Genomic DNA, 15,632 nt, shown 5'->3' with positions numbered 1-15,632 from the left:
CTTATATTTATTATTTAAACCTTCGCTTACGTTTCCAAACTATTAATTTCACTACTTTTATTATTAATTATAATCATTATGTATATGTTTATATTGTGCAGGGTAATGAACATAAAACGATAAAAAATACTTAAAGGAATGAATAGTAAATATGAACGATAGAGCAAGGAAACATAAATATATAGTTTATTCAATTTCAGTAGCTATTATTTTGATAGTCACTTTAATTGCCGGTATATTTCCAAAACCATTTGGTAGTTATGCTCAAACTCTATATTCTGTTATTACGAACACGTTTGGTTGGCTATTTTTAGTCATTATTTTTATTTTAGATATTTTCCTAATTAGTTTAGCTGTTTCTCGCTATGGAAGGTTTAAATTAGGTGATGATAATGAGGAACCGGAATTTTCACTTATGTCATGGATTGGCATGTTGTTCTCAGCTGGTTTAGGTGTTGGTATTGTCTTTTGGGGTGTGGCAGAACCACTTTCTCATTATTTACATTCTCCCTTCCCAAGCAAAGCACCAGGGGAATCTGCCGCTTCTGCACGTTTAGCTATGGGTTACACATTTTTCCATTGGGGCATTTCACAATGGTCTATATTTGCTATAGCTGGTTTGACTGTAGCCTTTTTCCAATTTAGAAAAAAGCGAGATGGTTTAATTTCGACTGCAATGGAACCTGTATTTGGTGAAAGCTATAAACGACCTATACGTAATATTATTGATATTTTGGCAATTATTGCCACGGTTATGGGGATTGCAACATCAATAGGTTTAGGCATTATGCAAATCAGTGGTGGTTTACATCACGTTTATGGTGTCCCTAATAATAATTTTACAAAAATCGCCATAACACTATTAATGGTTATAATATTTTTAGGGTCTGCCATTACAGGCTTAAACAGAGGAGTAAAATGGCTTAGTAATATTAACATTGGTTTAGGTGCTATTTTACTTATTTTCATACTTATTTTTGGTGATTTGAGATTTATTTTAGAATCTTATACTTTAGCTATTGGAGATTATTTGCGTCACTTTGTCGAATATAGTCTACGTATTAGTCCATACACCGGTCACAATGCTTGGATTCAACAATGGACTGTATTCTACTGGGCATGGGTAATTTCTTGGTCTCCATTTATTGGTGGCTTTGTAGCAAGAGTTTCTAGAGGTAGAACAATACGAGAATTTGTAATTTGCGTACTTATTGTCCCTCCTTTAATCTCATTTACTTGGATCGCGGCATTTGGTGGTACTGCCTTAAAAATAGCATTAACACAAAATGATAATATTGCTCAACTTGTCGATAAAGATTATACGATAGCTTTATTTGAACTTTTATCTAAGTTTCCAATGGCAGATATTACAAGTGCATTAGCAATAGCTCTAATATATATATTCATTATTACAAGTGCAGATTCTACGACGCATATAGTAGCAAGTATGGCTACTGGTGGTCTTACACATCCTAAGACTATTCATAAAGTTATTTGGGGGGTATTGATTGGTGCCGTGTCTATTGCAATGACATTAGCTGGTGGTTTAACAAGTCTACAAACCGCTTCAGTTGTCACTGGTTTACCTTTCTCAATTATATTGTTACTCATGGTGTTCTCAATTATGAAAGCATTAAGACGTGAGCCTATAGAACATTTCGAAATGACTTATATTGAAGACGATAAGGATTACTCTATCCCGTTAGAAAAACGTGAAATGGAAGAAAACAAAGATAGTAATAAAGATTAACTCCCTTAACGCACATAGCATCATATGGATTTGATATAATAATATTATACAATTAAGGGGATGGTAACATGGATTTAAGTCAGGCGTCGCCTAGCAAAATTAGACAATATATTCGTGAAGGACAACTTCATGGACATACAAGTGGTTTAGCAAAAGGCTATGTACAAGCAAATGTTGTGATATTACCTTCTGCATATGCATACGATTTTTTAAGATTTTGTTTTAAAAACCCTAAAACATGTCCATTATTGGATGTATCTGAAGTAGGTGATCCATCATTTCCAACCTTTGGTAATTCGGCGGATATTAGAACAGATGTAGCCAAGTATAACGTTTATGAAAATGGCACTTTAGTCTCTTCACCTAGTGATATCACACATCTTTATAATGACGATTTGGTAAGTTTTTTAATCGGCTGCAGCTTTACATTTGAACATGCCTTATTAGAAGCTAATATTCCAGTACGTCATATAGAAGAGCAGCACAATGTACCTATGTATGTCACAAATATAACTGCAGCTTCTAGTGGCGTATTTAATGGTCCGATCACCGTAAGTATGCGCCCTATGACAATGCAAGAAGCTATTAAGGCAACTGAGATTACGACTCAATTTAAAAACGTTCATGGAACACCTATCCATATAGGTAATCCACAAGAAATAGGTATCGAAAATATTAATAAACCAGATTTTGGGGAAGCTGTTTCTATTTATAATAATGAAGTACCCGTTTTTTGGGGGTGTGGCGTTACACCACAATCAGTGGCACTAGAAGCCAAACCTTCATTAATGATTACACATGCTCCTGGACATATGTTTATTACAGACATAAGAGACAGTGATATGACACATTAAAAAGCGCCATTTCAATTGAAATGGCGCTTTTTTTATTTTTCATTATTGTTTATTGATTTAACAACTTTAGCTGGTGCTCCCATTACGAGTTGATTGTCACTAATATTTTTCGTCACAATGCTACCAGCACTTACGACTACACCATCGCCAATAGTCACGCCAGGCAAGACGCTAACGTTAGCGCCTAACCAAACATTATTGCCAATAGTAATGGGTAATGCTTGTTCTAAACCTTTATTTCTTACTATCGCTTTTAAGGGATGATTAGCCGTATACAAACCACATTTAGGTCCTATAAAAGTATTGTCTCCTATAGATATCAGCGCACAATCCATTAGGTAGCAATCGTGATTAATAAATACGCTATCTCCGAGACTTATATTGTATCCATAATCAACCATAAACGGGCTTAGTATTTCTATATTGCTAAATTCATTATTAAAAAGTGAATTCAATATTTTATGTCTTTGGTCTATGTCACTTGGTTTAGTATGATTCAAATCAAAACATAAATCTTTAGCTCTTATTCTTTCTTTATTTAATGCACTATCATAGTTAGCATCATACCACTCGCCAGCTAACATTTTCGCTTTTTCATTCACTTCTAATCCTCCTATTGGTCATTACAACGTTAGTAATAAATGATAAATAAGTGTTCCTGCATAGTTACCGATAATGTAACCTAGCGTCCCTATAATTAAAATAGGACCGATTAAATTGGTCCATCGTTTTCCTATTGCTAAAGCTGCAGCAGTAGTTGGACCTCCAGCAGTAGCATTACTAGCTAATAATATTTCTTCAATTTTAAAATGAAATAATTTACCGATAATTAAACTAAGCCCTAAATTAAATATTAATATGATAATGACAAAGACAAATAATAAAGGTGCTGTTTGAATAATGGTAGCAAATGATGCGGGAATACCTATAACCACAAAGAAAATATATATTAGAAACGTCCCTATTTCCGATGCTCCAGCTAATTTTTCAAAAAAGTCTCCCCAAATTGCCACCACAATTAAAGTAAAAGTTGTTAATAATAAATATTGATCACCAAAGAATGACACAATAATCGTCATAAAGACGTTACTCTTTGGTATCCAATGTTGTATTAACTCTGATAATTTAAAACTTACTGCTACCAATGTAAAAGCTGTTGCCACAGAAATTGCAATATCTAAAATTTGAATCTTCTTCGGTTCCCAAAAAGATTGCTGTTGTTCATCTGTTGTTGCACCATTATAGTTAGTTTTAAAATGTTTTTTGATAAATGGCATAGCAGGTATCGCTATAAGTAATAAAAAATAAAGTGCCATTACGCTATTATCTGCCACGACCGTTGATGAGATCATATCTTTAGGTGTGTTTAGTTTAGAACTTATAGCCGCAAAATTTACGCCTCCACCTATATAACTACCTGTCATCATGGCTCCAATTTTTTCTAAATATGGAATCCACTTATGTAAAGTTAAAAATCCAACCACTGCACCAATCATTGTCCCTACTGATGCAATCAGAAAAATAACCAATAATCTTCTACTTTCTTTCCATACCTTAATAATATTCGAACCGAATAATAATAAGGGAATAGATAAAGGTACAATATAGTCCCAAACTGTATCGTAAACTGGTGCAGACGTCGGTATGATTTTGAAATTTGATAATAGCATTGCACCAACTAATGCTATGATTGCACCTGATATTGTGCTCGCCCATTTATAACGCTGCTCTAGAAATAAACTAACCGTAGCCCAAATAATAATAATCGCCCACAGTACCCAAGTATCATCTTTTGCAATTACAGAACTTAAAATCATTAGCGTCACCTTTCTATTTTTTATTTGTTACATTGATGTGCCTTATTTTATTCTATATTATCAAGGAGTATTAGTATTTAAGCAACTTTTCAGAATTTTTTAACTTTAATTGGAATATTATTGTGTTGACCTAAGTAAATTGCTATTCTTAGTCATAAGGTTTCATAAAACAAAGGGGGACTTTTTATATGAAACAAAAAATCGGATTAATACTTGGCCCAGCCTTATTTTTAATTTTCTATTTTATTCCTGGGATTACAGGCCTCAGTGATGCACCTAGAGCAGTATTAGCTGTTACGTTATTTGTAGCAACTTGGTGGATTACGGAAGCCATTCCAATTCCTGCAACTTCGTTATTACCATTAATCCTTTTACCACTAACTGGTGGTACAAGTGAAAAAATTGCAGCTTCTGCTTATGCTGATCCAATTGTATTCATGTATATGGGGGGGTTTATTATTGCCATTGCATTAGAAAAATGTAACTTACATAAACGTATTGCAATGACGATCATCACTATGATGGGTTCAAACAGTAACCGTATTATACTCGGCACAATGATAGCTACCGCCTTTATTTCAATGTGGATTTCTAATGCCGCTACTGCTTTGATGATGTTACCTATTGCATTAGCACTTATCGAAGAAATTAAAGAAGCAAAGTTTTTATCTCCTGAATCTACACATAAATTTTCTAAAGCATTATTATTAACCGTTGCTTATTCCGCTTCCATTGGTGGTTTGGCAACATTAATAGGTTCTGTACCTAATGCGGTATTTGCGGCTGTTGCTTCGTCAAGTTTACATAGAACAGTATCATTCGCACAATGGATGCTGTTTGCAGTACCAATCACAATCGTTTTATTAGTAGTATTATACTTCTTATTAACGAAATGGTTATTCAAAATTGAAGATGCAGATCAAGTATCTTCTGACTTTGCCAAAAAAGAATTACATGCGTTAGGACCAATGAGTACCGATGAAAAACTTACTGGCATCGTCTTTCTATTCGTCAGTATTTTATGGATTTCTAGCAGTGCATTACCAGCATCATTACACTTATCAGATACTGTAATTTCTATGAGTGGTGCTGTGTTACTTTTCTTAATTCCTGCTAAATCCAAAAAAGGTGGTTTACTCGTTTGGGACGACTTAACGAAACTCCCATGGGGTATTTTAATATTATTTGGTGGTGGTCTATCGTTAGCTGCGGCTTTTGAGGATTCAGGCTTAACGAAATGGATTGGTGGATTATTAGATATTGTTAAACCTTTACCGCTAGTATTAATTGTTATTATTTTGACTACTGCAATTTTATTCTTAACAGAAGTCATGTCAAATACAGCGGTATCAAATATGTTAATGCCTATCAGTATAGGATTAGCCGCTGCAATCCATCAAGACGCATTCTTTATTATGGCAGTAGTTGCATTATCATCCACATGTGCCTTTATGTTACCGATATCAACGCCTCCAAATGCGGCAGTATTTAGTTCAGATGAATTGGAAATGAAAGACATGATTAAAGCAGGTTTTATATTGAACTTATTCACGATCGTTATTATTTCACTATTCGTTTATTTCTGGCTACCTATTGCTTTTAGTATATAAAATATTTAACTATACTACTAAGGTTTGATAAAACTTCTATACTAGGGACGCATGTTTTATTATCATTAAAAAGTTAAACTATATATATCAAGTAGTCAAAGGAGTTATTTTATCATGAAAACATTACTAAAAGTTGCCATTGCAGTATTATTAATTCTTGGCGCTATCAAAACGTTCCAAGAACATAATGTAACCGAAGATGCTAACCACTATTATAATCAAGTCAAAAATGGCGAGATTTTACAAAGTGTTGAAAACATAAATTTTAAATCATTAAAGAACATTGATATTAAAGATTTAAATCCTGCTGACTTCTTTTAAAGCTTTATTTAATTAAGGAATAGCAGCACCTATAATAACTTTTCTAACTCCTATTCACTTGCTTTATATATAAGCACAGACAAATGGCACTAAAAGGCCGCTAACTTTACATAAGTTAGCGGCCTTTACTTTAAATTAATTTATTTTAATACGATTCACAATACGATTCGCATTCCTAGTGGACCATTTCAACCTATACTCCACTACTCTTACGCTACCCTTCAGCAATCTCGCACTCTATACTTTACAACTTACTTAAATTAACCATTTTTACAATGTACCTCTTCATTAATAGTGATTATTGGCATAATTTATATCCTATAAATCTACTTTATAAATAAATATAGTAACAAAGCAAATACCAAAAGCTTAAAAAAGGGCGATTTCTATCTTATTACAACAGAAATCGCCCTTTTGTATTAACCGTGGATATTTTAGTTATAGATTTTAATTTCAAAAACTATGTTTAAGCATTGTTGAAATTAGATCGTTTTAGTTTTAAATGGAGTGTTTAACAATTCTTTTGGAATGTATAAACGCCATAATCGCAAATATACAATAAATGAAAGAATAAGCAATCATTACAATATAAACAGGCATCAAGGTACTAACTCCCATTAATTTCATAAATGCTAAAGCAGCAAATAGAGAATGTAATAACGATACTACTAAAGGTAAACCAAAGTTAAATGCCACTTTTAATGCTAAACCTAGCGTCATATCTTGGTGTGTGTATCCCATTTTACGTAAAATGCGGAAGTTCCCTATCTCATCTTCAGTTTCATCCATTTGTTTAATATAAACAATACAACCCGCTGCAACTAAAAATGCTAAACCTAAGAAGCTTGTTACAAAAAGCAAGATGCCTGTGCTTTGATCCACTTGATGTTTAACTTCTTTTTTAGATTGAATTGTCGGATTAACTTTGTGAGCTATTTTTTCTGCCTGTGACATTTGTTTTTGATGAGCAATATCAAATCCTGATTGTGTCCTTACATCTTTACTATGTTGTTTTAAATTTTTATATTGCGTATCACTTACTAATAGCACTGGACCATTAAATGAAGTTTCAATAGAAAAATCAGTACTATCACTTTTTGAAGTTACTTTAAAACTATGCTTATCTGAGCCTTGTAACACAATATTATTATTTATTTTAGGATGCATATCAGGTCCCATATTACCCATATTAATCAATTTAGCCTTGTCACCTTTAACACCTTCATCATGAAAATATTTATTGCTCGTAACTGTCATTGTTTCACTATTGCTATAAGTTTTAGGCGCATTTAATACATTGTCCTTTAATAATTTAGGCGTAGCAACTTCTTTATATTTAAGTTTGTAATCGATTTTGTGTTGCTTTAATTGTTTTTCAAATTTATTAGCTTGTTTCTGGTCTGTAAATGTAAAATCTTGCGGAGATGATGACGCAATTTGATTATTTATTTGTGATTTACTAATCGCACCAAAGCATAGAATAGTAACTGTCACAGCTGAAATGGTAGCAATAATTGTTAGCGACAATGCGTTTTTCTTCATTCTATGCATTATTGAAGACGTAAATACCACGTCTGTTATAGATACATTTCCTTTTTTCATATGTTTAAGTGATTTAAAAATAAGCGATACAGAACTTCTAAAGAATAAGTAAGCACCCACTACTGTCAAGGCTAATATAACAAATGGTAATACCATTATTATCCCTGAAAATTTACCTAACATTTCTGTTGATAAGTAATAACCAATAAGAATCATTGCAATACCTAGAACGCCTGAAACTGTTTCAGCAATTGTAACTTTTGGGTTCTTTACATCTGATTTTGATTGCTCCCCCATCATTTGTAGAATACTGCGTTTTTTAATAAATAAATAATTTTGGAACATAATTAATATAAATGCTAATACAAGCATCATGACAGTTTGTAATAAGGCTTGGTAGTGAAAATTAATTGAAACGCTTGTGTGTATATTTAATACTTTAAGTACAATCATTAATAATATCTTGGAGCCAAATATACCAATGATTAATCCCAATACGCCTGTGATAACAAACATTGCAATTTGTTCAATCATTAACATACGCATAAGGTTGTTTTTAGTAAGACCAATGAGTTGATACATTGCAAATTCTTTAGTACGTCTTTTAATAAATAAATGACTTGCGTACATTAAGAATACAATGATAATGATAAATAAAAAGTACGCCCCTGTATTGGCTCCTTTTTTAATAATCGCAATTGAATCCGCATTATTAATACTATGTGTGTATTTTAAGGTTACGAAGCTAAAGAATAAAATAATACTTACAATTAACGAAAATATATACATCCCATAATGCTGTATATTCTTTTTAAAGTTTTTTAATACAATTTGATTAAATATCATTCGTTACACCACCTAAGGCAGTTTGCATATGAATAATGTTTCTGTAAAATTCATTATTTGTATCGTCGCCTTGGTATATTTCTGAATTAATACTGCCATCTTTTAACATGATAACTCTGTTTGAGTAACTAGCAGCTACAGGATCATGGGTGACCATAACAATAGTAGCATTTAATTGATTATTCATTTCTTCCAATCTATACAATAAATCTTGAGCGCTTTTTGAATCTAATGCTCCTGTTGGTTCATCAGCAAAAATAATTGATGGCTTATGCACAAAAGCACGAGCCGCCGCTGTACGTTGTTGTTGCCCACCAGATATTTCATTTGGATACTTATGATCAATTTGATCTATACCTAAAGTTTGTGTCACTTCTTGATAATTTTTCATCATCGTAGATTTCGATAAATTTTGGATAGACAGAGGTAACATAATGTTTTCCTTTACCGTCAATGTATTAAGTACACTATAGTCTTGAAAGATAAAGCCCATTTCTTTTTTTCTGAAATCAGCTAATTTTTTATTAGTCATTTTATTTATTTGTTGCCCTTTAATTTCTACAATACCGCTCGTAATATAATCTATAGAACTTAACACATTGAGCAACGTCGTTTTCCCTGAACCCGAAGGCCCCATTATAGAAACGAACTCTCCTTCTTCAATACTGAAGTCTAATCCTTTCAATACTTCTTGACGCTGATGTCTATTTCCATATGTTTTAGTTAAACTATTTGCTTTTAATATAGACATTACACACACTCCTTTTATCTAATTATTAACCATATTGTAAAAAAGATTTACTACTTTTTCGTTTGTTTCACCTAACAAATCAAACTACAAAAATGACAAAACTGTCACATCAATAATTACACCACTTAAAGTAATTCAATTTATTTATATATTGTTTTTATCTTATCATTTTCACTTCTTAACGTAATAAAATTTCAAAGCACGAACGTTGACTTTTATACCTGATAGGGGTATATTGAAATTAAGATAATTGATAAACAAACAGGGAGGTGTAAGTTGATGACCAATAAAAAAAAGGACACTATAGCCATAACAGGTATGACGTGCGCCGCTTGTGCTAACCGTATCGAAAAGAATTTGAATAAGTTAGATCAAGTTACTGCTACGGTAAACCCATCTACCGAAAAAGCTACCATTGAATATAACAATCAACAAACTACATTAGAAGATATTACACAAACAATTCAACATACAGGTTATGATGTAGTCACAGATACTGTCGAATTAAATATTTTTGGTATGACATGTGCTGCTTGTTCTACGCGTATTGAAAAAGTGCTAAATCGCACACATGGTGTACAGCAAGCTACTGTAAATTTAACTACTGAGCTTGGCAACGTTTCTTTTAACCCTGAAGTAATATCTTCAAATGATTTAATTAAACGTATTCAACAATTAGGTTATGATGCTCAATTAAAATCTAGCTCTATAGACAAAACATCTCAAAAAGCCAAAGAATTACGTTATAAACTAATTAAGCTAATTATTTCAATTGTATTATCAATACCGTTATTGATGACGATGTTAGTTCATTTGTTTGGCTTGTCGTTACCACATATATTTATGAACCCTTACTTCCAATTTGTCTTAGCAACTGTTGTGCAATTTGGTATAGGTTGGCAATTCTATACTGGCGCTTACAAAAGTTTACGGAGTGGTTCTGCCAATATGGACGTACTTGTAGCATTAGGTACTAGCGCCGCTTATTGTTATAGTATATATGAATCTATAAAATGGATTATTAATCCTAACATTGAACCTCACCTTTATTTTGAAACAAGTGCTATTTTAATTACACTTATACTTTTTGGTAAATATTTAGAAGCACGTGCAAAATCCCATACTACTCAATCTTTAAGTAAATTAATGAATTTGCAAAGTAAAGAAGCACGAGTAATTAGAAATAATGACATACACATGTTACCCGTAAGTGAGATTGTCGTGGGCGATATTATAGAAGTTAAACCAGGTGAAAAAATACCAGTAGACGGTACTATTATCAAAGGCCAAACAGCCGTAGATGAGTCAATGCTTACCGGTGAATCTTTGCCAATCGAAAAAACAATAAATTCACAAGTTATCGGTTCAACATTAAATAAAAATGGTGCAATAACAATGAAAGCTACACAAATTGGTGAAGATACTGCTCTTGCTTCAATTATTGAGTCAGTCGAAGCCGCACAAGGGTCTAAAGCCCCTATTCAACGTTTGGCGGACGTTATTTCAAGTTATTTTGTCCCCATTGTAGTAGGGTTAGCTGCCATTACGTTTTTAATATGGATTATATTTGTTAATACCGATCCATTCGAGTCTGCATTAATTGCTTCGATATCAGTCCTAGTTATTGCTTGTCCTTGCGCATTAGGTTTAGCGACTCCGACCTCCATTATGGTAGGCACAGGCAAAGCCGCTCAAAGTGGTATTTTATTCAAGGGCGGAGAACATATAGAACAAGCCCACAAAGTAAATACAATCGTCTTTGATAAAACAGGTACTTTGACTAACGGAAAACCTGAAGTAACAGATTTCACTAGTGATTTAGCTACATTACAACTTGTTGCAAGCGCTGAATATTATTCTGAACACCCATTAGCCGAAGCAATTGTAAACTATGCGGCGCAAAAAAAAGTATCCTTAATAGAAGCTTCAATCTTTGAAACGATACCTGGTCAAGGTATTCAGGCGACGGTTGATAATAAAGAGGTATTAATAGGTAACTCTAAATTAATGGACCAACATCAAGTAAGCCTGCATGGGGATTTATCTCCATATGAAAATGAAGGTAAAACAGCTATGTATATCGCAGTTTCAGGCACGTTAACTGGTGTAATTGCAGTAGCAGATACCTTAAAATCAAATGCCAAACAAGCTATTGAACAATTACATGCTTTAAATATCGAAGCAATCATGTTAACAGGTGACAATGAACTTACGGCTAAGGCAATTGCTAAACAAGCAGGCATTGATCGTGTTATTGCGGGCGTGTTACCAGAACAGAAAGCTAACGAAATTAAACAATTGCAAAATCAACAACAAACCGTAGCAATGGTTGGCGACGGTATAAACGATGCGCCTGCGCTAGTCCAAGCACAGACCGGCATTGCTATAGGAACAGGGACAGAAGTTGCTATAGAAGCAGCAGACATTACTATCTTAGGTGGCGATTTACTGCTTATACCCAAAGCACTCAAAGTTAGCAAATATACCATTCGAAACATCCGACAAAACCTATTCTGGGCGTTTGGTTATAACGTTGCAGGTATTCCAATTGCAGCATTAGGATTACTCGCACCTTGGGTAGCAGGCGCTGCAATGGCGCTAAGCTCTGTCAGTGTTGTTATCAATGCTTTAAGATTGAAAAAAGTGAAATTATAATCCTATACTTTAAGGGAGGTGATTTATATGGCAACTAAAACAATTCAAGTAGAAGGTATGAGCTGTGAACATTGCAGAAATGCTGTATCTGACTCATTAAATAGTTTAGATGGCGTATCACAAGCTGACGTTAATTTAGAAGCAGGCACTGTAGACGTAAACTACGACGATACAAAAGTTGATGCTGCAGCAATGACAGAAGCTATAGAAGATCAAGGATATGACGTTAAGTAAAATAGTATAATTTAATAATAAAAAGCACGTTCCTTCTATTACATTGGAACGTGCTTTTTATTAATTATTTATGATGGTATAACTTTATTAGTGATTTTATCCTATCAATTGCCTCTTTCATTTGATTATCGTCCAATGCTAATGACATACGCACATAATGCTTGGCATTTTGACCAAATGGGCTACCTGGCGCTACAAGAATAGATTGCTGTTGTAATAGATATTCCACAAATTGTTCTCCGTCATATGCTGGTGGTGTTTTAAGCCATAAAAATATACCACCAGACATAGGTTCATAAGGGATATCTACCTCGTCTAATTGGGACTGAACATAATCTCGCCTTTGTTTAAATTTACCATTTTGTTCCTCTAAAAAATCGTCATAATTATTAAGTGCATATGTTGCGGCATCTTGCAAAGCACCAAACATACCTGCATGTGTATGAGATTGATATTTTTTTAAGGCTGCTATAATATCTTTATTCCCTACTGCAAAACCCACTCTAAAACCAGACATATTATACGCTTTGGACAGCGAAAATACTTCAACTGCTAAATCTTTAGCGCCTTCAGTTTGTAGTATACTTGGATTTTTAGCGTCAAAACCAAAAGCACTGTACGCAAAGTCATGGACTATTTTTGTTTTAGTGCCTTTAAATTGATTAATTGCATCATCAAAAACTTTTTGTGTGGCAACCGAGCCAGTCGGGTTATTGGGGTAAGTTAAATAAACTAATTTAGTGTTTATTAAAACATCATTAGCGATTTGTGACCAATCCGGTAAATAATATGGTGGTGATAACGGTAAAGTTTTAGGTATGGCATCAGCCAATTGTACTCCTGCCAAATAGTCAGTATAACCTGGATCAGGTAGCAATACATTTTCCCCTGGATTTACAATGCATGTAGGCAAACCAACCAAGCCATTTTTTGTCCCATATAATATACACACTTCTTCTGGATCTAAATCGACACTATATTGTCGTTGATAAAAATCGACGATAGCTTGTTTAAAGGTATCTTTGCCATGAAACGCTACATATTTTTGATTTTTAGGATGGTATAATGCTTTTGCAAAATGATCTAAAATACCCTTAGGTGTTTCTCCATCAGGTATACCCACAGCCATATTTATTAATGGTAACGGACCATGTTCAATTTTACGCCCCATTGTTTTACCAAAATAACTTTCTGTTATTTGGGCTAGTCTATCCGATATAACCATTACAAATTCCCCTTTCTTTATGCCGTGCCAAATATTCGTCCAATAATTAATTCCAATTCTATTATATATCTACATTAAATTACTTAATACTTTCAAATTAAGATTAAGTTTAACAAAAAGGTTAAGCGTGTCAACTTAATATATAACATTCTATTAAAACTAATATCTTTTCACTTCCTAAAACCCAACTAATATTACATATGTATTTATATAATTAATGATTTAGTCACAATTTATCAACATAAAAAAGAAGCTAAGACATCTAACTATGTCCTAGCCTCTAAAATATTTATATTAGGTAATTCTTACCACCAGTTGTTGCTGTTACGGAAAGATAAAGCTGAGTCTACTGAACCATAACGTTGTTTAGCGTAGTTAAGTAAACCTTTAGTTTGGTCAGCAACTGAACCAGTTCCCCAAGATTCTTTAGTTTGACCTAAACCTCTGTAACCTAATTCGTTAACTGCGTTAGGATTGCCTCCTGATTCAGGTAAAACGATTGTGTTCCAAATTTCTTCAGTACCACCAGCAGCTAAGAATTGAGCTTTGACTGATCCACCAGTTGAAGCTGATGAGCTTGAAGTGCTTTGGCTTGAAGTACTTTGGCTTGTTGTTTTTGTTGGTTGTGCAGTTTGAGTTTGTGCTTGGTTTGTTGTTTTTGTTGCTTGTGTAGTTTGAGTTTGTGTTTGGTTTGTAGAAGCTTTAGGTGCTGCTACTGTTTTAACTTCTGATTTTTGAGAAGTTGTTTGTTGTGGTTGAGCAACTTGAGCTGAGTTATTATTATTGTATGAAGCTGAAGATGCTTGTTTAGAATCAGATTGTCCGTTAACTGACCAAGTCCATGAACTACCATTTGATTGGAAATGGAATGAATGACCAGGGTAGTTGAAGCTATAGTCATATGAACCAGCTTGTACTGGATGCTCGTTTAATTCTGAAGCGTTGTTTAATGCTAATTGAGCTAAATGAGCTTGATTAACATTTTGTTCTGAAGCGTGTGCTTGGTTATGGTCACCGCTTACTGCGTATCCTGTTACTCCTAAAGCTACTGCTAATGATGAAGCTAATACTGTCTTTTTCATAATTAAAAAATCCTCCAATTATTTTTGTTTGATAAAACTATATTTTAATTTCATAAATTTCGTATGTGCTAACTTAAAAAAATAATGTGTTGCTTTTTCGACAAGACATAATATACCACAAAAAATATGCATTTGTATTACACATTAATAACAAAATAATTACAAAACATGTAATTTATATGACATAAAATGGTTTTTGTAACAACATGTAATATAACTTAGTAGGTTTAACCCATCTTAATAATTAGCAATTTACCTTTTTACAAACTTCTACAGCAGTTCTCAATAGAATTATTGTTATTATCAGAAAAATTACATGACATAATTTTATTACATGCTTGTAATATAAAAAGTTGCGTTGAAGTTAAGTTATTTAATATAAACAAGGTGATTTCACCTCAAAAAGTAAAAATCTCTATAAATTGAGCAAAGATATTGTGAAATTTATTTTGTAATAATACACTATAAGTGAAGACATTGGTTTACAGTATGTACAAACGAAAAGTATTCCGTAATTAAGAAAGTTTGAAATGGCTCCACGTTACCATTTGAAAGGAGGATTTTATTATGACTACTTATGATGATGCACGTTTGAGAATTGACAAACTTTATGAAACGCGGTCACAACGTATCTCTACGATGATTGACGAAGGTGGACTCGGCGCCGATCGTTATTATGACATTGAAAAATATAAACTTAGCCAGTTGTCTGACGACCAATTATATGATTGGTATAGTCATACAAGCGATATCGAACTTATTGAGTTGTTAGAGGAATTAATAAAAGAAGACACTAAAAGTACAAACTATCATCTAATAAGACCATTAAAATTAGTCATGCTAGAAAGAATGAATTAAATTTAAGTACATTAACATTTATACTTTCATTTTAGACTTCAACATAAATAAGGGACGTTCTCTAATAATTTAGAGAACGTCCTTTTT

13 protein-coding genes are annotated in these 15,632 nt (G+C 33.1%); 7 read left to right on the top strand and 6 right to left on the bottom strand.

Going from position 1 to position 15,632, the window contains the following annotated elements; translation table 11 throughout:
- The first annotated feature begins 151 nt into the window (after window positions 1–151).
- Window positions 152–1,750 carry a BCCT family transporter gene (locus ISP02_RS01735; protein WP_195719951.1) on the top strand — a complete coding sequence of 533 codons (1,599 nt, stop codon included), beginning with the start codon at window positions 152–154 and terminating at the stop codon, window positions 1,748–1,750.
- A gap of 68 nt (window positions 1,751–1,818) precedes the next feature.
- Window positions 1,819–2,604 carry a putative hydro-lyase gene (locus ISP02_RS01730; RefSeq protein WP_195719950.1) on the top strand — a complete coding sequence of 262 codons (786 nt, stop codon included), beginning with the start codon at window positions 1,819–1,821 and terminating at the stop codon, window positions 2,602–2,604.
- A 32-nt stretch (window positions 2,605–2,636) separates the two neighbouring features.
- Here the strand turns inward: ISP02_RS01730 and ISP02_RS01725 are convergent, their stop codons facing one another.
- Both ISP02_RS01725 and ISP02_RS01720 read right to left on the bottom strand, forming a co-directional pair.
- On the bottom strand, window positions 2,637–3,206 hold the full coding sequence (locus ISP02_RS01725) for a sugar O-acetyltransferase (protein WP_195719949.1): 570 nt from the start codon (window positions 3,204–3,206) through the stop codon (window positions 2,637–2,639).
- A 21-nt stretch (window positions 3,207–3,227) separates the two neighbouring features.
- Entirely contained in the window at window positions 3,228–4,421 is a 1,194-nt protein-coding gene (locus ISP02_RS01720; RefSeq protein ID WP_195719948.1) for a DUF819 family protein, read from the bottom strand.
- Window positions 4,422–4,609: 188 nt separating this feature from the next.
- Here ISP02_RS01720 and ISP02_RS01715 point away from each other — a divergent pair, with 188 nt between their 5' ends.
- Both ISP02_RS01715 and ISP02_RS01710 read left to right on the top strand, forming a co-directional pair.
- Window positions 4,610–6,031: an SLC13 family permease gene (locus ISP02_RS01715; protein WP_195719947.1), complete on the top strand. Its 1,422-nt coding sequence runs from the start codon at window positions 4,610–4,612 to the stop codon at window positions 6,029–6,031.
- 114 nt (window positions 6,032–6,145) lie between these two features.
- Window positions 6,146–6,352, top strand: coding sequence for a hypothetical protein (locus ISP02_RS01710; RefSeq protein WP_195719946.1), 207 nt, complete (start codon window positions 6,146–6,148; stop codon window positions 6,350–6,352).
- Window positions 6,353–6,850: 498 nt separating this feature from the next.
- Here ISP02_RS01710 and ISP02_RS01705 read toward each other — a convergent pair whose 3' ends face one another.
- Window positions 6,851–8,740 (bottom strand): ABC transporter permease, encoded by a 1,890-nt coding sequence (locus tag ISP02_RS01705; RefSeq protein ID WP_195719945.1) that lies wholly within the window; start codon window positions 8,738–8,740, stop codon window positions 6,851–6,853.
- Window positions 8,730–9,491 (bottom strand): ABC transporter ATP-binding protein, encoded by a 762-nt coding sequence (locus ISP02_RS01700; RefSeq protein WP_195719944.1) that lies wholly within the window; start codon window positions 9,489–9,491, stop codon window positions 8,730–8,732. The genes ISP02_RS01705 and ISP02_RS01700 overlap by 11 nt, the downstream gene beginning before the upstream one ends.
- A 279-nt stretch (window positions 9,492–9,770) precedes the next feature.
- Between ISP02_RS01700 and ISP02_RS01695 the strand changes: the two genes are divergently transcribed.
- Both ISP02_RS01695 and copZ read left to right on the top strand, forming a co-directional pair.
- Window positions 9,771–12,146, top strand: a complete 2,376-nt coding sequence (locus ISP02_RS01695; RefSeq protein ID WP_195719943.1) for a heavy metal translocating P-type ATPase — start codon at window positions 9,771–9,773, stop codon at window positions 12,144–12,146.
- Between the two features lie 27 nt (window positions 12,147–12,173).
- Window positions 12,174–12,380: a copper chaperone CopZ gene (gene copZ, locus ISP02_RS01690; protein ID WP_195719942.1), complete on the top strand. Its 207-nt coding sequence runs from the start codon at window positions 12,174–12,176 to the stop codon at window positions 12,378–12,380.
- A gap of 64 nt (window positions 12,381–12,444) precedes the next feature.
- On the opposite strand, the gene ISP02_RS01685 is transcribed toward copZ, so the two are convergent.
- Window positions 12,445–13,605, bottom strand: coding sequence for an aminotransferase class I/II-fold pyridoxal phosphate-dependent enzyme (locus tag ISP02_RS01685; protein ID WP_195719941.1), 1,161 nt, complete (start codon window positions 13,603–13,605; stop codon window positions 12,445–12,447).
- A gap of 305 nt (window positions 13,606–13,910) precedes the next feature.
- On the bottom strand, window positions 13,911–14,687 hold the full coding sequence (locus ISP02_RS01680) for an aggregation-promoting factor C-terminal-like domain-containing protein (protein WP_195719940.1): 777 nt from the start codon (window positions 14,685–14,687) through the stop codon (window positions 13,911–13,913).
- A gap of 567 nt (window positions 14,688–15,254) precedes the next feature.
- On the opposite strand from ISP02_RS01680, the gene ISP02_RS01675 reads away from it, so the two are divergent.
- Window positions 15,255–15,545, top strand: a complete 291-nt coding sequence (locus tag ISP02_RS01675) for a hypothetical protein (RefSeq protein ID WP_195719939.1) — start codon at window positions 15,255–15,257, stop codon at window positions 15,543–15,545.
- Window positions 15,546–15,632 lie beyond the last annotated feature (87 nt).

It is taken from the genome of Staphylococcus durrellii, from assembly GCF_015594545.1.
In the GTDB taxonomy this organism is placed as follows: Bacteria; Bacillota; Bacilli; order Staphylococcales; family Staphylococcaceae; genus Staphylococcus; species Staphylococcus durrellii.
This window is presented reverse-complemented; position numbering and strand designations above follow the sequence as displayed.